Here is a 16,253-nt window from a genome sequence, read left to right as displayed (position 1 = left end):
CCGCGCCAGTGGACCTGAGCGTCCTCCCTACGTTTTAAGGGGCCCAACGTGGCCCTTGCTTCAGCCTTTGCGCCCCGGGCCTTGCATCCCGGCCTGTCCCCCATGCGCCCGAATGTGGCCCCCCGCGAAGAGGCCCGCCTGGAGGCGCTGAAGGGCTACCACATCCTCGATACGGATGCGGAGCAGTCGTACGACGACATCACCCTGCTGGCCGCGCAGATCTGCGACGTGCCGATCGCCCTGATCAGCCTCGTGGATGCGGAGCGTCAGTGGTTCAAATCCAGGGTGGGCGTCGACGTGCGGGAAACCAGCCGCGATGTGTCGTTCTGCGCCCACGCGATCCTCGGCGAGGAGACCTTCGTGGTGCGGGATGCCCGCGAAGACGAACGCTTCCGCGACAACCCGCTGGTCTGCCATCCGCCCCACATCGTGTTCTACGCGGGGGTGCCGCTGACCACGCCGGAAGGGGCCCGGATCGGCACCCTCTGTGTGATCGATCACCGCCCCCGTGACCTCAGCGACCTGCAGCTCCGCTCCCTCGAGGCGCTGGCCCGGCAGGTGGTGCTCCAACTGGAACTGAAACGGGTGTCCGATCAACTCGCCGGAGCCCTCGAGCGCATCGATGTGATGGAGGAGCTGATTCCGATCTGCTCCTACTGCAAGGGGATCCGCAACGACGACGGCTACTGGGGGACCGTGGAGGCGTTCATCAAGAGCCACGACAACGTGGAGTTCTCCCACGGGGTGTGCGAGGCCTGCATGGCGAAGCATTTCCCGGAAGTGGCGCCCCTGGCCTGACCAGACCTCCAGCCGAAGCCCGTTATCAGGGGTGCAGGATCAGGGGTGCAGGCGGTCGTAGTCGATGCCGGCCTCGACTTCGCGAATCGCCTCGTCAATCGCCTTGAGAGCCTTGACCCGGTGCCCCCCCTTGTCATGGGCGGCCTTCTCCAGGCTGGTCCTGGCCTGGTTCAGGCTCATCAGCGCCGACTTCATGTTGGGTTGGTCGGCAAGCGCCGGCACCTGGAACGCGACGGCCGCCACGGCGAGGAGAACGAGGCGCTTCATACGGTCTTCGATGGGTTTCGGGAGGCGCAGCCGAGGGCCTGGCCACCAGGAATGTAGCCGTGTGCTCTGCGCGGGACATCCCCCTCGACCGCGGGGCGGTGACTCGCCCGTTGTCGTTCTCAGACTTCATCCCCAGCTCGCGCAGCGCCTGATCCTGATCAGTCCCGCCATCGGGTCCCCAGGAGATTGGGCGGTTCATCATCGCTGATGATCGCTGCTCCCGAAACCCACGACCCGATGACCCACGCCCGCCCGCTGTCGGTTCTGCTGGCCGTGCTGGCGGTCACGCTGCTGCCGCTGCAGGGCGTGGCCCGTGCGGCGGAGTCCCCGGCTCTGTCCTCCTGCCGCCAGGCCCGGAGCACGGTGGAGTCGACACGCTGCCTGATCCAGGCCCTCGAAGCTCTGGATCGCACGCTGGACACGGCCCTGGCGGGGGTCGCCACCGAGGCCGCCGGCGTGCCCAGCGAGACCTTCCAGACCCTCTGGCGCGACAACCTCACGACCTTCCACCGCACGAGTGCGGACCCGAAGCAGCAGGCCGAAGCCTTTCGGCAGGAACGGCGCAAGGTGTGCGCCTACGCCAAGTCGATGGCCTTCCAGGGCACCGGCTACGGCATCTTCACCACCACCTGTGAGATCGAACTCACCGAGACCCTGCTGAAACAGCTCGAGCCCTGAGGGCGACCCTCAGTGGCCGCCCGGTGCCTCCTGGTCGCCGTCCACGACGCAGCGCTGGCGGCCGCCGATCGCCAGGACTGTGCGGTCGTCGCGGTTGGTGGTGCGGGACTCGAGGTTGAGGAACACCCGCTCGGCGGGCCCCGCGAACAGCGGTCCGGCATGCCAAGTGCCCGGATGCAGCACCACCAGCCGGCGCGGCGGGATGCTGAAGGCGTGCAGATCCGCGGCGGGGGCAAAGGGGCGCCCGGCAGGATGGTCCGGCCGGGCCACCACCAGGAACCAGGCCTGGTCGTCGATGGCACCGAGCGCCTGGCTCACCCGGCGGTGGCGGGCGAGTTCCGCGAACCCGAGGCCCCGCGGCGGCAGCGTCATCAGATAGAGGCGGGGCGGTCCGCCGCCGAACTGCAGCACCGCATCGCCGGGGCACCAGGGAGCGTCATCGGGCTGGGGCTGGATCACGAACCCGAACGGGGCGAAGGCCGCAGGCGTGAGGGTGGAGGCGATCAGGCCCTGGGGCCGCCCGGCGCTGGCCTCCATGGTCACCGCCCCTGGAGGTGGCGGCTGATCGCCTGATAGGCCGGCAGGGTGGTGGCGTCGTTGTCGGCGTTGCCGGCCACCGGATGGGAGGCGAAGCGGGCGATCACCACGCCGGCCGCCGGATCGATCCAGAGCGACTGGCCGTGCACGCCCCGCGCCATATAGGTGCCGTTGGCATCGTGGCTCACCCACCACATGCCGCGGTAGCTCCAGCCCTGCAGCTGCCGGTAGCCGGCCCGGGCAAAGGCGGCCCGCTCGCCGCCGGCGCGGATGCCACGGATCACCGCAGCCGGGATCACCTGCTCGTCGCCGATGCGGCCCTCGTCGAGCATCAGCTGGCCGACGCGGGCCATGTCCCGCAGGGAGGCGTTGAAGCCGCCGCCGGCGAAGGGGGTGCCGATCGAATCCACGCTGAAGAAGGCGCCCGCGTCAGCCCCAAGCCGGCTCCAGAGGCGCTCGGCCATCACCTCGGTGAGGGACTGACCGGTGGCGCGGCTGATCAGCCAGCCGAGCACGTCGGTGTTCACGGTCCTGTAGCCGAAGGCCCGGCCTTGCTCGCCCTTGCGCTGCACCGTCTGCAGGAATTCGAAGTAGGTGCGCGGGCCGCTGTAATCGGACGGTTTGGGCAGGGCGTTGCCGGCGGCGGCGTGCTGCCACACGCCGGCCTCCGGATCGGCGTAGTCCTCGGAGTAGTCGAGGGCGGTGGTCATGTCGAGCACCTGCCGCACGGTGGCATCCCCGAAGGCGCTGCCGGCCAGCTCCGGAATGGTGGCGCGCACCGGGGCGTCGGCCTGCAGGACGCCCTCCGCCACCAGCATCTCGCCGAGCAGCCCCACCAGCGACTTGGTGAGCGACATGGCGGCGTGGCGGCCCGTGGGCCCGAGGCAGCCGGCATAGCGCTCATACACCACCGCACCCCCGTGCAGCACCACCACCCCGTCGGTGAAGTTGGCGTCGAAGGCCTGGCCCCAGGTCATCGGCTGGCTGGCGCCCCAGGGCTGGAAGCGCACGGCGTCGAGGTCGGTGCGTTCACGGCGGGGCAGGGGCCGCACCGGAGTGAGCCCGCGGCTCACCGCCCGGGTGGGCATCAGCTGGTCGGTGTGGCACACGCTCCAGCGCAGCCGGGGAAAAGTGAAGGCCTGCGGATCGCCGAAGACGATCACCCGCTCGGCCGGCGGCGGCGCCCCCTGCATCCAGCCGAGGGTGCGCGGATCGGAGGAGGCCGCCGTCCAGGGGCGCCCGTCCGCGGCACCCGGCTGAACCAGCGCAGCAGCGGCCAGCAGGGCGGCGACAGGAGATGGGGTGCTCACCGAAGGATCTCGCGGCTGCTTCCAGAGTGCCGCCAGCCCATTCGCGCCGGGCATGGCGATCAGCCGCCCACCACCAGAGCATCGATGATCACGTAGCTCTCCGGGCCGTAGCGGATCACGCTCTGATCGTCGCGGCGTGACACCGCGAAGGACCACCCGGCGGAACCGTCCGCCTGGGCGCTGTCGGCGCCATAGGCGGTGGTGCCCCGGAAGAAGATCGCCCGCTTGCGGCCGTCGGGCTTGGTGATCTCCACCAGGGCGGTTCCGTCCTCGCCCCAACGGCGCTTCACCCCGGCCTGGCAGGTGCCGGTGGGTTCGCCGCCGTCGAAGCCACAGGCCACAGGGGCGGTGGCGTTGTAGTCGGTGCCCGGCACCAGGGCATCGCCTCCATTGGCAGCCGCGCCGTTGGCATCCCCCTGGGGGATCGACACCAGCGTGATGCCATCGACCGTGGCCACGACCCGCCCGCCCAGGGCGGCCGCGGCCCTGGCCTCGGCACAGCCGACCAGCACAGCGCTGTCGTCGAGGTAATTCGCCGTCGCCGCGGTTTCCCCGAGGCGCCGGCAGGGATCGCCCGCCTTGGGGTAGCCATCGCCGAACGGCGCCAGGCGGGCGGGGATGGCCGAGGCCCCCGACGTCGAATCCCCCGAGGCGGAGGGCGAGGCAGGCCCCCCGGCACCGGTGCCGCAGGCCGCCAGGCCAATCCCGACAACCACCGCGAAGGAGGTCCTGGACATCCATTGCAGAGTCGATCGCTGCATCACGCAACTGCCTCAGGGCTTGCCTGAGTGTTCTAGCTCGTTTTCTTCCCCGTTCATTTGACCTGAGACAGTGAAGATTGCTCAAGCGACTCTCCGACAACCCTGCCGCCTCATCAGGCTGAATACACCGAAGAGGAGGCACCCCGACCATGGGCAAGGTCTTCATCCTGGATGAGAATCTGAACGATCAGCTGCTGGGCAGCCGCGGCGATGACTTCGTCCGGGGAAGTACGGACAAGCCTGCCATCTGGATCGGCATCAAGGGTTCGATCAGGCTTCGCGAAGGACATGATCAGATCCGCAGCCGATCCTTCATTCGCTCTTACGGTCCAATCCATACGGGGGCGGGCCGGGATCTGATCACGGGCCGGAAGGGCCTGGAGCTCAGGTACAGAGAGATTAATTCCGCCTATCAAGGGACCATTCAGATGGGGCTCGGTAATGACACGATCAGCGTCCCAGAAGGGCGCCTGTTCATGGGAGAGAGCACCAGCTGCCACACTGGCGCTGGCAATGATGTGATTACCGCTAAGAGCGCCGCCTTGTTCGGAGCCTTCGTGTCAACCGGAACAGGCGATGATCGTTTTGTGATCGAAGAGGATCTCAGCACCGACCTTTTGCGGCTGGAGATGGGCGCGGGCGACGATGAGCTGAGCGTTCTAGGAGTGATGCAATTGTACGACTGGTCGGATGTAAATATGGGAGCAGGAACCGACGTCGTGGATGCATCAGGAGGTGGCCTTGATCTTTTCGAGAATGATGCCGGCTTTGAGTTGAATCTTGGCGAAGGCGATGATCGCTTCATTGGCTTCGCGGCTGCGCCGCCCATCTACGATGACTTTGGAGATGGAATTCTCAGCGGCAATCGAGGCATCGATACCATCGTGTTACCTCAAGGGGTTTACACAGTGACGCCAAACCGGATCAGCACCGCTTCGACCTATCTGCCGTTGCGCGGTTTCGAGGCCCTGGAAGGGATCAACGGCGGGCGGTTCCCCTATGCCACCGGCGTCCTCACGGTCGACAACAGCGGCATCGCCTCGTTCACCGCCGCTGGGGTCTGAAGGAGTCCAGGGCCCTCCAGGCTGCTCGCTGGCTGCTCTCGCCAAGCCGGTCAGGGCAAGGCGAGGGCGGCGACCCCGCGCCGGTGAATCTCGCGGGCGTAGTCGGTCCAGATGCCCTGCCCCCAGTAGCGGAAGCAGCTGGTTTCCAGCAGCAGCAGATGCAGCAGGGCCTCCTGGTAGGCCGGGCTCTGCGTGATGGCGGGATCCTGGGCCACCAGGGGGTCGAACGTCTGATGGAAGCGGGCGCTGAGCTGCTGCATCGGCTCGAGCACGTTGGCGTAGCCCTCCACCCAGCTGAGGTCGTTGGTCCAGGAGGCACCGGCCATGGAGAAGGAGGGATCATTGGCCTGGAGCTTGGCGATGGCCGCCTCCACCGCCGCCGGGGTGGGTGCAACGCCCACCTGTTGCCACAGCCTGTGCTGCCCCACCGCCTGGATCGTGGGGAAGGCGTCGCCCGGCACACCGGCGGCGTCCAGCAGGTCGAGATATTCGGTGCCGTTGATCGCCACCGTGGCCCCATCGCCGGCTCCCTCACGGGCGATCCGCTGATGGGCCTGAAGGAACGCCGGCGGGAACTCGTTCATCATCACGCCACCGTTTTCACCGTCGGCGATCTGCGACACCAACGGCGGAATGGCGATGCCGCCCAGCAGCTGTCGCTCCAGCCCCAGGGCCTGGTAGTAGGGCTGCATCTGGCCCACCAGCTTGGTGTCCGAGCCCTGGGTCTTGATCAGGGCCGTGATGGCCACCTCCTCGCCGCTGGAACTGCGCGCCACCAGGCGGTTGGGGATGAACAGCTGCTCCTGGCGCAGGGCCGAGCCGTCGCGGTTCTCCACGCTGTGCTCCTGCACCAGCAGCCAGCGGTAGCCGCACTCCCGCAGGGCTTGCACCAGGGCGAAGAGCGTGTCGGGATGGTTGGGCAGGGCCATCTCCGGCAGCGAGAACCCCTTCACCCGCTGCAGGGCCTCGGTGCCGAACAGGGCGGCGAAATGGTGCTGCCAGGCCTGGATCTGCAGCTTCAGATCGGGGATAGGCGTGGAGGGCGCCACGGCGTGGCTCCAGAACGTGCCCAGCCACTCCACATGGGGCTGCAGGCTGGGATCGGTGGCCAGGCAGCGCAGCGCCTCGAGGATGTCGGCGCGGCCCATCTGCTCGACACCCCAGAGCAGATTGCCGGAGTAATCCAGCATGATCCGGGGGTTGCAACCCTCGGCGATCAGCTGCGGCAGGATCTCAGCCAGGCGCCGGTAGCAGTGGGCGAACGGTTCGGCGTTGTGGTTGTCCCCCTCGCCCGGGTGCTCGAGCATGTACTGCAGGTGGGAGATCAGCTCTCCGCCTGCGCCGGCCGGAATCGTGGGCTGGTGCATGTGCAGCGCGCAGGCGAAGCCCGAGCGGATCGACTCCAGCTTCAGGTTGGTGCGGGGCAACGCCACCGCACCTGGCGGCTGCACCAGGACGAGGAGCTCGGCTTCGCGGCCGGCGATCGGTGGCAGGGCTTGCTGGCTCATGGTTGGGGGTGTCGGGCGGCGCCGGAGGGCTTGTCCTGACAACCGTGGAGACCCCTTCTAGAGTCTGGCCAGCTGACGGCTCACCTGGTGCGAACGGTCCATCTGATTCTGGCCACCACCCTTCTGGCGCCTGTGGTGATCCCGGGCGCCGCCGTGGCGCAGAAGCGGATTCCCAAACTCCCCGGCTACGACGAGTGTCCGCTGGGCTACGTGAACGACCTCAAGCAGCACTGCAATTCACCCATCTACTACGAGGTGAAGCCCACCGACGGCAAGCCCTGTGATTCGGGCTGGATGAACATCGGGGCGGGCTACTGCAAGAAGAAAGAGCTCGGAATCTTCTGATCTAGCGGAGCACAAACGAATAGCCTCTGTTACTGCAGCGGCTGATCGGCAAGATCTGGCTCCGCCGTGACAGGCCGGCCCAGTACTCCACCCTCAGCTTCGTGTCAGCGTTGCCCATCTTGCTCAGGGTTGGGCTCATGGTCCATGTGGCTCCTGCGGCCAGGCTTCGATCCGGGGTGATCTTCGAGCGCCACTTCTGCGAGAGGGCATCCCAGTAGTCAAGATCCACAATGCGGATCTTGCGGCCCGTGTCGTTGCGCACGCTCAGGTTGATGCGGCAATCGGAACGCGTTTCGGGATTGCGGGCCGTGAGGGTGTGGCTGAACACCTTGTTGTCGGTGCAGGGGCCGCTGCCGAAGCTGGGTGAGTAGTAGGTGGTGGGCTTGAGCAGGCCGGTGAGTTTGTATTTCACCCGCAGCATGGTGTCCTTCCCGCTTACCTTCTCCAGGGTCGAGGTCTTGCTCCACGACTCGCCAGGGGAGAGCTGCTTGTTGATGGTGGGCTCCGAGCGCCAGATCTTCGACACCGGATCCCAGTAATCCAGATCCAGCACGGTGATGGTCTGGCTGGTGCCGTTGCGCAGCCGCGCCGTGATGTCACGGCAGGCGGGCCTCGACTCCTTGTAGATGCGGGTGCGGATGTTGTACTTCGAGCCCAGATTGGCCCCCAGCCCTGCCCCCACACTCACCTGGAACCCCTTGGGGCGACCCACCCGGTCGCGCAGGGCCCGCCAGCGCTCGGTGACGAGCGCAGCTCCGGCCCCCACGCCGATGTCGCCTGACACCATGAAGGCGCTGTATTGCGAGAGGCCCGGGCTGGAGGGATCCACATTCACTCCTGCGATCACATCGCCGCCGATGAATCCCTGGGCACCTGCCCCCGACATGCCGCTGAGATAGAGACGCGGCGGGTCGGAGCCGTTGAGGTCGAACACGAAGCCGCCATCGAAGCCGGCCCCGAGCAACGCCCCGGCGCTGGCCCCCAGCCCCACGTTGAGCGACTGGGGCGGCGAACTTGAACCGTCTTCCGCCACCAGCCGCATGGCCCGCAGGGAGCGCCGTGTCTCGTCGGTGATGCAGCGCTGCGCCACATCGGCCGCCGCCGCCGAATCGCGCTCCCGGATGGCCGTGAGCAGGGCGTTGCGGTTGGCCGAGCGGGCAAAGCAGGTGCCGATGCCCTTGAGGGTGCTGATCAGAGGGTTGTTGCGCCGCACAGTGGCCTCGAGGCTCTCCAGGAGGGAATCGCCTGCGTCGCCTTCCGGCGCATCGATGGGGGGCTCATCGGGCCCCTCCGGCACGCCGGGCCCGTCGGGCTCGTCTGGCAGCTCAGGCTGCTCGGGGATCTCCCCCCAGTCATCGCCATCGCCTCCGCCGGGAGGGGGGGAGGGTTCGTAGATCGGAGGCTCGTCAGGGGCGCCGGGCAGCGCCAGCGCCATCTCCTGGGCGAACCAGGCGTCGTTGTCGAGCTGCACCGGGGTGAGGGTGTAACTCACGGGGAGCATCTGGCCCTGCACCGTCACGGTCAGGTTGCCCTGGGTGTCCACCCGGGCGTTCCAGCGACCCAGCAGGGGCAGATCATCGCCTTGATACAGCCCGGGACCCGTGGGCGTGATGTTGCGGATCACCACCATGCCGGGCTGGATGTTCAGCACGACCATGTGGTTCCAGCCATCCAAGGCGTAGGCGCGGCCGGCCTGGATGCGGATGCGCTTGCCGTTGCTGCTGATCCTCCAGATCCCGTCCAGCGGCATGGGAGCCGTGGCGGGGACCGCCGTGCGGCTTGGCAGAAAGGCCGGAATCCCCACCCCCTGGGCCTGCGCCGCAGCCGGCAGGAGAACCAGCGGGGCCGACAGCAGCGGCGTCAGCAGCAGCGGCAGCCAGCGCCCTCCCCATGACCGCGCCGTCGTGGTCCGTCCATGCAGTTCGGACATGCAGGCGGGGCGCACTTCCTGATGCTTAGCCACGTGATCCCCCATTGCCAACCTCATCTGATCCGGCTCCATCCCGTCAACCCCGGCCTGCCATGGCCGTCTGGTAGGCCTGGAGATTGCGGCAAGGCATCCAGAAACTCATGAAGCCGAGCCGCCTGGAGAAAGCTTCTCCGCGGCACCCCCTGATCTGACGGGCACGCCTGAGTGCCTCCCTGCGGGTGCGGAACATGTCCGCCCCCGGGCCCTGCGATGGCCCGCTGTTGCCGATCGTCAGCGCGTAGGAACCAGCGTTGTCACAGCGCGAGAAGTCCTGGGAGCTGCCAGCCACCGTGGAGCTCCACTGCGCCCCAGACGATGTTTGGCGGAGTGATTTGTAGTAGGGCTTCAGCGTGAAGGCCTTGCCGCCAACGTCGGCGAGATTCTCCCTGTAGGTGTAACTGGAGCCCGGCATGATCTTCTTGTTGGTCAGCTGTTCGGTATCCCAGTCTTCGCTGTGGGGATCGTAGACACGCAAATAGCGGGCCTCGATCGGCAGGTTGGTGTTGTTGTGGATGGTGATGCGAACGTTCTTGCAGGTGTTGAACAGGGCAGCCTGGGCAGGAATGGAAACGCTGCTGAGCGAGGCCACGGCTGCGAAAGTCGCAGCCACTGTGAAGGCTGGAAAGCGAGGAGTTTTCAGTGCGTTGGCCATGGTTGTTCTGCGTGAAGACTCGGCTTTTTGACCGATGTGCACAACGTAAATTCGGTGCTGCTGTCCGCGAAATGGGGTGTTCACCCCATTTGTGCTGATGCCAGGCCGTGATCGATGCAGGCAGAACAGAATGGGCGCAGATCGTGCCATCCACCGCTACATCCATGGCCAGAACAACCGGGTTGCTTGCACTCATCGTTCTGGTGCTCGGCCTGCCCCAACAAGCCAAGGCTGGTGAACCGGGGGACAGCCGCAGCGATGCCGCCCCGCCAGCCATCGCCAGCTGCGTGCTGGAGGCTCCCGGCCGCACCCAGCCCCTGCAGATCCTGGAGGGCGGCATGGTGCTGGGCACCCATCCGTGCAGCGGTGGCCTCTACCTGCTCCCGGCTGGGGAGGAGGCAAGCGGTCCCCGGGAGATGGCCAGGGCCATCACCCTGCATCAGGGTTGGCGCCTGTATGCGCTGATCGGCGCTTCCTGGGCAGGACCCGACACGCTCGAGGTGTGTGGCCGCTTCATCACGGGCATCGGCCCGAGCGGTGCCACACCGTTCACCGCCCGGATCCTGGCCCGGCGCCAGGCCGGACGCTGGCAGACGGAGCAGCCCGTGCTGGCCGACGAGATGGCCAACCAGGGCAAGGGCAACGGCAGGGGCAACAACGGCGATGGGGCCTGCGCGGCCCGGTTTCAGGAGGCGCCCTGATGGCGCGGCAGCGCCACGAAGGCCGAGGTGCCCCTGCCGGGCACGGAACGCAGCTCAAACGGCATGCCCTGGGCGTGACACAACGCCCGCACGATGCCGAGCCCTAGGCCCTCGCCCTCTGAGGCCGTGCCCTTGCAGCCGGGCTGCATCACGCGGGCGAGGGTGTCCGGATCCATGCCCACGCCGTCGTCGTGCACGCGGAACAGCACCCTGTCGCCACGGGGCATGAAACCCACCAGAAGGCGTGACGGCGCCGCATGGGCCAGGGCATTGGCGATCAGGTTGGCCATGATCCGCATCGCGGCCAGCGGCTCCACTCGAATGGTGCTGGGCGGGCAGACGATGCGCAGGCGCACCCCCTGCTGGGCAGCCTGAGCCATGAACATCTGCTCAAGGGTGCGCGCGAACATCTCACTGGCCACCAGCTCAGGCCCGCCGGCGGGGGGGTGCGCAGCCCCATCGCCCATGGCCTCGGCTTCAGGATCCTGGGTGTAGGCCCTGGCCAGACTGGCCACGTAGTCCACGGCCCGTGAGAGCCTGTCAGCCTCCTGGTCATGGCCCGCCCGCTGCAGCTGATCCACCGCGTGCCGCAAGGCCGCCACCGGCTGGCGGAGATCGTGCGACACGGTCTGCAGTTTCGAGCGGTGCCGCGTAGCGACGGTCACGGCCTCCTGGTAGTCCGCCTCCGCCTCGGCCAGGGCCAGCTTCAGCCGGGCCTCGTTGCGCTCGGCCAGCAGGGTCTGCCGCTCGGCGCGGGCCTTCTCCCGGGAGGTGGCCAGCACCTGCCAGATCACGATCGCCAGGGAAAACGCCGCCGAGAGGAGCAGGGTGAAGCGGTTCAGCTGGTTGAAGACCGGCTGGGGCCACCCAGCACCGCCCCAGTGACTCAGCTGCACCGCCGTGGCGAAACCGCCCACCACCGCAGGGAAGGCCCGCGTCAGCCGCCGCTGCCGGGGATCACGGATCGACCAGGTGAGCGGCGGCAGCACCTGCGCGAACAGCATCACCAGGAACAGGACATTCAGCGGCATCCACATCGTGACCAGGGAGATCCGCCGCAACCACAGCGCACTGCTGAGGGGCAGCAGGGCGGTGAGCAGGGCCAGCCAGGCGAAGACCGGCCGCAGCCGCGTGAAACGATGCGAGCCTTCGATGCGCAAAACCACCACCAGATAGCCGAAGGCCGTGGCAAGCGACACGCACAGATATGGCACCACCCAGAGCACGAAATCACCGCCCCCGAGGAGGTGGGCCAGGGTGCCATCGATGCTCGCCACGCTGAGCAGTAACAACAGGGAAAACAGCACATACACCAGCCACTGCAGCTGCTGGCAGGCCGTGATGATGGCGGCGGAAAGGGCGATGGCGGTGATCAGGAAGGTGTAGAACACGCCATCGGCGATCCCCGGCACATGGCCCGGCGTCAGGGCCTGGGCCGCACCGGCGCCGAGCAGAATCACGCCCGCCACGCCACCGCCCAGCAGGATGGCCGCCGGAACTCTGGCGCGCTTGCTGCAGGAGGTGTCCATGCGCGTTCCGGACGGAATCACGGCCAGACCATTCTCCTGAGCTGAGACCCCGGGGCCCATGGGGTGTTCACCCCAACGCGTTGGTGGCGGGGTCGATCAGCCCTTCCCTGAGGGCCCGCGCCATCAACTGCACCACCGAGTGGGCCTCGAGCTTGCTCATCACGCTGGCACGGTGTTTCTCCACCGTCTTGGGGCTGATGTACAGCTCGGCGGCGATCTCCTTGTTCGACTTGCCGGCAACGAGCCGGTTCAGCACCTGACGTTCCCGGTCAGTAAGGGTGCCGCTCTGCTGGCCGAGCCGGATCAGCTCGGTGAACTCCGGCGCCACATGGCGGCCGCCGCTCAGCAGAAGTGGAAACTTCGCCACCATGGCGCTGGGAGGATTGGCCTTGCTGAACAGGCCGTCGGCCCCCGCCTCCACAAGGCCCGCCAGGGTGCCAGCAGCGGCGATCCCGGTGAACACGGCGATGCGGGTGCCCGGGCTCCACTGCCGCAGATCGCGGATGATTTCGGCACCGGTGCCGAGGGGCATGGCGACATCAAGAACCAGAAGATCGGGCCGGTGGTTCTTCACAGCCGCAACGGTCTCCAGCCCGTTCTCCGCCGTGGCGATCACGTTGTACTGAACCTCCTGGCTCTCCGTGCCACTGACCAGCAGATCACGAATCGCATCACGGATAATGGCGTGATCATCGGCAATGATCACCGAGACAATCGATCCGGCCAGCTCGGGATTCAGCATCCGTTCCGTTGATGTTCTGGAGATTGATGGTCTGGGGATTGATGGTCTGAAGGTGGTGTGCACGCTGCACGGTGCACCGTGCAGCGGCAGTTGGGGTGAACACCCCATGGCGGAATGTTCGCCCAACGCGAAGAGTGAGGCCAACCACCCTACCGAAATCCGAGAAAACCCTGATGAAGCGGTTCATCGTGCTGCTCTGCCTTCTGCTCGCTGCCCCATCGGCTCGCGCTGATGAAGCCCTGCGCCTGCGGCAGCGCACCTCGATCAATCAGATCGGTGCGCGACTGCTGGCCTCCCATCTGCGCCACAACGGCATGGCCAACGCGATGGTGTCCGGGCCCTCGCTGTTCTATGGGCTGAGCGTGCTCGCCCTGGGTGCCGATGGTGCCTCGCGCAACCTGCTGCGCTCACAGCTGCTCAGCGATCAAGGGGTGGAGGCCAGCGTGGCCGACATCGCCGGGCCACTGGCGAAGCAGCTCAGCACGGAAGTGACCGCCGGGGAAACCGGCGGCAGCTTCCGCCTCAGCCAGGGGGTCTGGTCCACGAACGGCGCCAGCGGCAGCCAGCCCTTCCTGCTGAAGCGGGAGTTCGTGCTGGCGGCGCAGACTCACTACGGCGCCAGCCACCGGCTGATCGACTTCGAGGCCGCCGGCGCCGCGCAGACCATCAACAGCTGGGCGGAGCAACGGACCAACGGGCTGATCCCTTCGATCATCGACGACCCCACCCTGGCGAAACTCCGCTGGGTGATCCTCAACACCGCGCTGTTTGAAGGAGGCTGGGGAACAGCGATGCAGAGGGTGGCCCCGGGCGGGGCCTACCGCTTCGTGACGCTCGACGGCCGCCCCCAGGCCGCCCGATCGATTCGCAGCGCGAGGTATTCAGCACAGGTTGTGGACCTGGAGGATGGCAGCGTGGCCTTCCAGCTGCCCTTCGCAGGCGAGAAGTATGCCTTCCTCGTGCATGTGCCCGCGGCAGAGCAGAAGCACATCGACCGATGGTTGCTGGAAGCGGCGATTCCGGCCCTGCCCGAAACCACCCAGCGGGTGTTCAGCGGCAACGGTGCCCGGCAGCCGCTGATGGTTCAGCTGCCCAGCTTCAGCTTCAGCGATGGAGTGAGCATGGTGACTGGATCACCCATCGCGGCCGATCTGGGGCTGGCTCCTCTGTTTGACAGCAGCGCCAACCTGGATCGGCTGTCGGCACAGCCCAGCCAACTGGGGCTCGTGCGGCACCACAGCCGGATCGAGCTGAACGAGAACGGGGTGCGGGCCGCCGCCACCACCCTGATCGGCGGGATCCGCAGAACCTCAATCGGCCCGGTGTCTCCCACCCGGCAGATCGTGGTGAACCGGCCGTTCGTGTTCGCGATCGTGGCGCGGGCCTCCCAGACGCTGCTGTTCAACGGGGTGCTGATGGCACCGCCGCCCGATGCAGCGCGCTGAGAGCGGGTGCCACCGCGTTCAGTCCTGCTCCAGCCGCCGCCGCGATCCCACGGTGGCGTGAGAGGCCAGAAGGGTCAGCCAACGCATCCGATCGCATCGGCGCAGGAAACCTGCCGCGGCCTCAGCGATCGACAGACGCCTGCTCCCCTGCCGGGGGGTCCTGGTTGAGCAGGGCCAGCACCTGCTCGTCCCTGAGCTGGTCGAAGTGCTCGTACCACAGGCCCACGGCCCGGAGATCGTCCACAGCGGCCAGGGCCACCAGACGATCCACCAGCGGCTTCAGCTCGGCGGCGACCTGGCGATCCACCACCGGCACCGCCAGGGCCAGCGAGGCCGGCTCCAGCCGGCGCAGGGAGAGCAGGGCCGCCTGCATGGTCATGCCGGTGGCGATGCCGTCGTCCACCACGATCAGATGCCGGCCCCGCAGCCGATCCGCCGGCGGATCCCCAAGAGCTGTTGCCGGCGCCGCAGTTCCTTCTCCTGCGCCGCCAGCCAGCCGTGCAGGTTGGCGCTGGTGGCCCGGCGGCGTGCTCCCTCCCCGTTGCGCCACACACCACCCCAGCGGCGGCCACCGCGCCGATCGCCAGCTCCGGCGAGGCCGGATCGGCGACCTTGCGCACTGACCAGGTGGCGACGGGAAGGCCCAGGCGCGAGGCCATCGCCGCCGCCACCGGCACACCCCCGCGCGGCAGCGCCAGCAGGGTGGTGTCGTGGGCGCGGCCCCGGTGATCGGCGAAAGCGGACGCCAGGGCCAGACCGGCCTGGTGGCGGTCGGTCCAGAGAGGGGGTCGCGCAGCCATGGCGTGAAGCGGGGTGAGGGATCGAGGCACCAGAGGGGCAAGCCAGCCAGGGCCGACGCCGTTGCTACCACGAGGTGGAGGGAGAACCGGGATGCGGCGGTGCTGCCCATGGGCGGTGCTGCCCGTGGTCTGCCTCGATCACCCTGCCTCAGAGACAAGCGTCATGTTTCGCTCCCGTGAAGAACGCGTGGCCGACGGCAAGAGGCTCCGGACCTCCCTGCCGCGCGATGCCCATGGCGCCTGGGCCCCAGCGGCCGAAGGGCGCGATCCGATCGCCATCCTCGAGAACTCCAATGCCGGCCGCCTGAGCAGCCTCATCCCCATCCGCTACGGCCGGATGCTGCGCAGTCCGTTCACGTTCCTGCGCGGTTCCGCCGCCCTGATGGCCGCCGACCTGGCGACCACGCCCAGCACCGGGCTGCAGGTGCAGGCCTGCGGCGATTGCCATCTGCTCAACTTCGGGCTCTTCGCCACACCCGAGCGCAATCTGGTCTTCGATCTGAACGACTTCGATGAAACCCATCCAGCCCCGTGGGAATGGGACCTCAAGCGGCTGGCCGCGAGTTTCGTGGTGGCCGGGCGGGATAACGATCTGCCTGACAAGCAGTCCAGGCAGGCCGCCATGGCCTGTGTGCGCTCGTACCGCGAGAACCTGCGCAAGTTCTCGCGCATGAGTCCGCTGGAGGTGTGGTACTTACGGCTGGACATGGAGGAGATCATCGCGGCGGCGCCGGATGGGGAGGCCAGAGACAGGCGCAAGGCGCTGGCCGCCAAGGCTCGCCAGCGCATCACCGAGAACGTGTTCCCCAAGATTGCCGCGATCGTGGGCGGCCAGCCCCGCTTCGTGGATCAGCCGCCGGTGCTCTATCACGTGGCTGAACCCGATATGGAGGAGCGGGTTCTCGAAGGGCTGGAGGATTACCGCGAGAGCCTCTCCCACGAGCGCCGCGTGCTGCTCGATCGTTATCAGTATGTGGACTATGCGATGAAGGTGGTGGGCATCGGCAGCGTGGGTACCCGCTGCAATGTGGCCCTGCTCTATTCGGAAGAGAATCACCCCCTGATCCTGCAGGTGAAGGAGGCCCGGCATTCGGTTCTCGAGCCCTACACCCAGCCCTGCACCTACGAGAATCAGGGGCAGCGGGTG

Annotated in this window: 18 protein-coding genes; 7 read left to right on the top strand and 11 right to left on the bottom strand. The window is 67.5% G+C overall.

What is annotated here, in order from left to right; all coding sequences use genetic code 11:
• Positions 1–102 precede the first annotated feature (102 nt).
• Positions 103–798 (top strand): GAF domain-containing protein, encoded by a 696-nt coding sequence (locus ACLD7X_RS00650; RefSeq protein WP_411421513.1) that lies wholly within the window; start codon positions 103–105, stop codon positions 796–798.
• A 39-nt stretch (positions 799–837) separates the two neighbouring features.
• On the opposite strand, the gene ACLD7X_RS00645 is transcribed toward ACLD7X_RS00650, so the two are convergent.
• A complete protein-coding gene (locus tag ACLD7X_RS00645; protein ID WP_411421512.1) occupies positions 838–1,065 on the bottom strand; it encodes a hypothetical protein in 228 nt (75 codons plus the stop codon).
• Positions 1,066–1,302: 237 nt separating this feature from the next.
• Here ACLD7X_RS00645 and ACLD7X_RS00640 point away from each other — a divergent pair, with 237 nt between their 5' ends.
• The gene (locus tag ACLD7X_RS00640) at positions 1,303–1,743 is read left to right on the top strand and encodes a lysozyme inhibitor LprI family protein (RefSeq protein WP_425625018.1); all 441 of its coding nucleotides are present in this window, start codon (positions 1,303–1,305) and stop codon (positions 1,741–1,743) included.
• Between the two features lie 9 nt (positions 1,744–1,752).
• On the opposite strand, the gene ACLD7X_RS00635 is transcribed toward ACLD7X_RS00640, so the two are convergent.
• Genes ACLD7X_RS00635 through ACLD7X_RS00625 form a run of 3 tightly spaced genes read right to left on the bottom strand, consistent with a single transcriptional unit; the run spans position 1,753 to position 4,327 of the window.
• Positions 1,753–2,280 carry an ureidoglycolate lyase gene (locus ACLD7X_RS00635; RefSeq protein WP_412006795.1) on the bottom strand — a complete coding sequence of 176 codons (528 nt, stop codon included), beginning with the start codon at positions 2,278–2,280 and terminating at the stop codon, positions 1,753–1,755.
• Positions 2,281–2,282: 2 nt separating this feature from the next.
• Positions 2,283–3,644, bottom strand: coding sequence for a serine hydrolase domain-containing protein (locus tag ACLD7X_RS00630; RefSeq protein WP_411421510.1), 1,362 nt, complete (start codon positions 3,642–3,644; stop codon positions 2,283–2,285).
• A 5-nt stretch (positions 3,645–3,649) separates the two neighbouring features.
• Positions 3,650–4,327 carry a hypothetical protein gene (locus ACLD7X_RS00625; RefSeq protein ID WP_411421509.1) on the bottom strand — a complete coding sequence of 226 codons (678 nt, stop codon included), beginning with the start codon at positions 4,325–4,327 and terminating at the stop codon, positions 3,650–3,652.
• Between the two features lie 173 nt (positions 4,328–4,500).
• On the opposite strand from ACLD7X_RS00625, the gene ACLD7X_RS00620 reads away from it, so the two are divergent.
• Entirely contained in the window at positions 4,501–5,415 is a 915-nt protein-coding gene (locus ACLD7X_RS00620) for a hypothetical protein (protein ID WP_411421508.1), read from the top strand.
• A 50-nt stretch (positions 5,416–5,465) separates the two neighbouring features.
• Here the strand turns inward: ACLD7X_RS00620 and ACLD7X_RS00615 are convergent, their stop codons facing one another.
• The gene (locus ACLD7X_RS00615) at positions 5,466–6,923 is read right to left on the bottom strand and encodes a glycosyl hydrolase family 57 (RefSeq protein ID WP_411421625.1); all 1,458 of its coding nucleotides are present in this window, start codon (positions 6,921–6,923) and stop codon (positions 5,466–5,468) included.
• 87 nt (positions 6,924–7,010) lie between these two features.
• Here ACLD7X_RS00615 and ACLD7X_RS00610 point away from each other — a divergent pair, with 87 nt between their 5' ends.
• A complete protein-coding gene (locus ACLD7X_RS00610; protein ID WP_411421507.1) occupies positions 7,011–7,268 on the top strand; it encodes a hypothetical protein in 258 nt (85 codons plus the stop codon).
• A gap of 1 nt (position 7,269) precedes the next feature.
• On the opposite strand, the gene ACLD7X_RS00605 is transcribed toward ACLD7X_RS00610, so the two are convergent.
• Positions 7,270–9,198, bottom strand: coding sequence for a hypothetical protein (locus tag ACLD7X_RS00605; RefSeq protein WP_412006796.1), 1,929 nt, complete (start codon positions 9,196–9,198; stop codon positions 7,270–7,272).
• A gap of 76 nt (positions 9,199–9,274) precedes the next feature.
• On the bottom strand, positions 9,275–9,889 hold the full coding sequence (locus tag ACLD7X_RS00600) for a hypothetical protein (protein WP_411421504.1): 615 nt from the start codon (positions 9,887–9,889) through the stop codon (positions 9,275–9,277).
• 164 nt (positions 9,890–10,053) lie between these two features.
• On the opposite strand from ACLD7X_RS00600, the gene ACLD7X_RS00595 reads away from it, so the two are divergent.
• The gene (locus tag ACLD7X_RS00595) at positions 10,054–10,590 is read left to right on the top strand and encodes a hypothetical protein (RefSeq protein WP_411421503.1); all 537 of its coding nucleotides are present in this window, start codon (positions 10,054–10,056) and stop codon (positions 10,588–10,590) included.
• On the opposite strand, the gene ACLD7X_RS00590 is transcribed toward ACLD7X_RS00595, so the two are convergent.
• Both ACLD7X_RS00590 and ACLD7X_RS00585 read right to left on the bottom strand, forming a co-directional pair.
• Entirely contained in the window at positions 10,575–12,179 is a 1,605-nt protein-coding gene (locus tag ACLD7X_RS00590; RefSeq protein ID WP_425625017.1) for a sensor histidine kinase, read from the bottom strand. The two genes, ACLD7X_RS00595 and ACLD7X_RS00590, sit on opposite strands and share 16 nt — an antisense overlap.
• A gap of 7 nt (positions 12,180–12,186) precedes the next feature.
• A complete protein-coding gene (locus ACLD7X_RS00585) occupies positions 12,187–12,861 on the bottom strand; it encodes a LuxR C-terminal-related transcriptional regulator (protein WP_412006797.1) in 675 nt (224 codons plus the stop codon).
• A gap of 173 nt (positions 12,862–13,034) precedes the next feature.
• On the opposite strand from ACLD7X_RS00585, the gene ACLD7X_RS00580 reads away from it, so the two are divergent.
• Positions 13,035–14,306 carry a serpin family protein gene (locus ACLD7X_RS00580; RefSeq protein WP_411421500.1) on the top strand — a complete coding sequence of 424 codons (1,272 nt, stop codon included), beginning with the start codon at positions 13,035–13,037 and terminating at the stop codon, positions 14,304–14,306.
• A gap of 121 nt (positions 14,307–14,427) precedes the next feature.
• Here the strand turns inward: ACLD7X_RS00580 and ACLD7X_RS00575 are convergent, their stop codons facing one another.
• Positions 14,428–14,709, bottom strand: coding sequence for a hypothetical protein (locus ACLD7X_RS00575; protein ID WP_425625016.1), 282 nt, complete (start codon positions 14,707–14,709; stop codon positions 14,428–14,430).
• A 5-nt stretch (positions 14,710–14,714) separates the two neighbouring features.
• On the bottom strand, positions 14,715–14,858 hold the full coding sequence (locus ACLD7X_RS00570) for a hypothetical protein (RefSeq protein WP_412006799.1): 144 nt from the start codon (positions 14,856–14,858) through the stop codon (positions 14,715–14,717).
• A 411-nt stretch (positions 14,859–15,269) separates the two neighbouring features.
• Between ACLD7X_RS00570 and ACLD7X_RS00565 the strand changes: the two genes are divergently transcribed.
• On the top strand, positions 15,270–16,253 hold a 984-nt coding region (locus ACLD7X_RS00565; protein ID WP_411421498.1), incomplete at its 3' end, for a DUF2252 domain-containing protein.

Origin of the sequence: Aphanothece microscopica RSMan92, assembly GCF_046613545.2 — a bacterium.
In the GTDB taxonomy this organism is placed as follows: Bacteria; Cyanobacteriota; Cyanobacteriia; order PCC-6307; family Cyanobiaceae; genus NIES-981.
This window is presented reverse-complemented; position numbering and strand designations above follow the sequence as displayed.

Coding starts and splice junctions, on each gene's coding strand:
- ACLD7X_RS00650 (WP_411421513.1), top strand. CDS start 103: ATGCGCCCGAATGTGGCCCCCCGCGAAGAGGCCCGCCTGGAGGCGCTG.
- ACLD7X_RS00645 (WP_411421512.1), bottom strand. CDS start 1,065: ATGAAGCGCCTCGTTCTCCTCGCCGTGGCGGCCGTCGCGTTCCAGGTG.
- ACLD7X_RS00640 (WP_425625018.1), top strand. CDS start 1,303: ATGACCCACGCCCGCCCGCTGTCGGTTCTGCTGGCCGTGCTGGCGGTC.
- ACLD7X_RS00635 (WP_412006795.1), bottom strand. CDS start 2,280: ATGGAGGCCAGCGCCGGGCGGCCCCAGGGCCTGATCGCCTCCACCCTC.
- ACLD7X_RS00630 (WP_411421510.1), bottom strand. CDS start 3,644: ATGCCCGGCGCGAATGGGCTGGCGGCACTCTGGAAGCAGCCGCGAGAT.
- ACLD7X_RS00625 (WP_411421509.1), bottom strand. CDS start 4,327: ATGTCCAGGACCTCCTTCGCGGTGGTTGTCGGGATTGGCCTGGCGGCC.
- ACLD7X_RS00620 (WP_411421508.1), top strand. CDS start 4,501: ATGGGCAAGGTCTTCATCCTGGATGAGAATCTGAACGATCAGCTGCTG.
- ACLD7X_RS00615 (WP_411421625.1), bottom strand. CDS start 6,923: ATGAGCCAGCAAGCCCTGCCACCGATCGCCGGCCGCGAAGCCGAGCTC.
- ACLD7X_RS00605 (WP_412006796.1), bottom strand. CDS start 9,198: ATGTCCGAACTGCATGGACGGACCACGACGGCGCGGTCATGGGGAGGG.
- ACLD7X_RS00600 (WP_411421504.1), bottom strand. CDS start 9,889: ATGGCCAACGCACTGAAAACTCCTCGCTTTCCAGCCTTCACAGTGGCT.
- ACLD7X_RS00595 (WP_411421503.1), top strand. CDS start 10,054: ATGGCCAGAACAACCGGGTTGCTTGCACTCATCGTTCTGGTGCTCGGC.
- ACLD7X_RS00590 (WP_425625017.1), bottom strand. CDS start 12,179: ATGGGCCCCGGGGTCTCAGCTCAGGAGAATGGTCTGGCCGTGATTCCG.
- ACLD7X_RS00585 (WP_412006797.1), bottom strand. CDS start 12,861: ATGCTGAATCCCGAGCTGGCCGGATCGATTGTCTCGGTGATCATTGCC.
- ACLD7X_RS00580 (WP_411421500.1), top strand. CDS start 13,035: ATGAAGCGGTTCATCGTGCTGCTCTGCCTTCTGCTCGCTGCCCCATCG.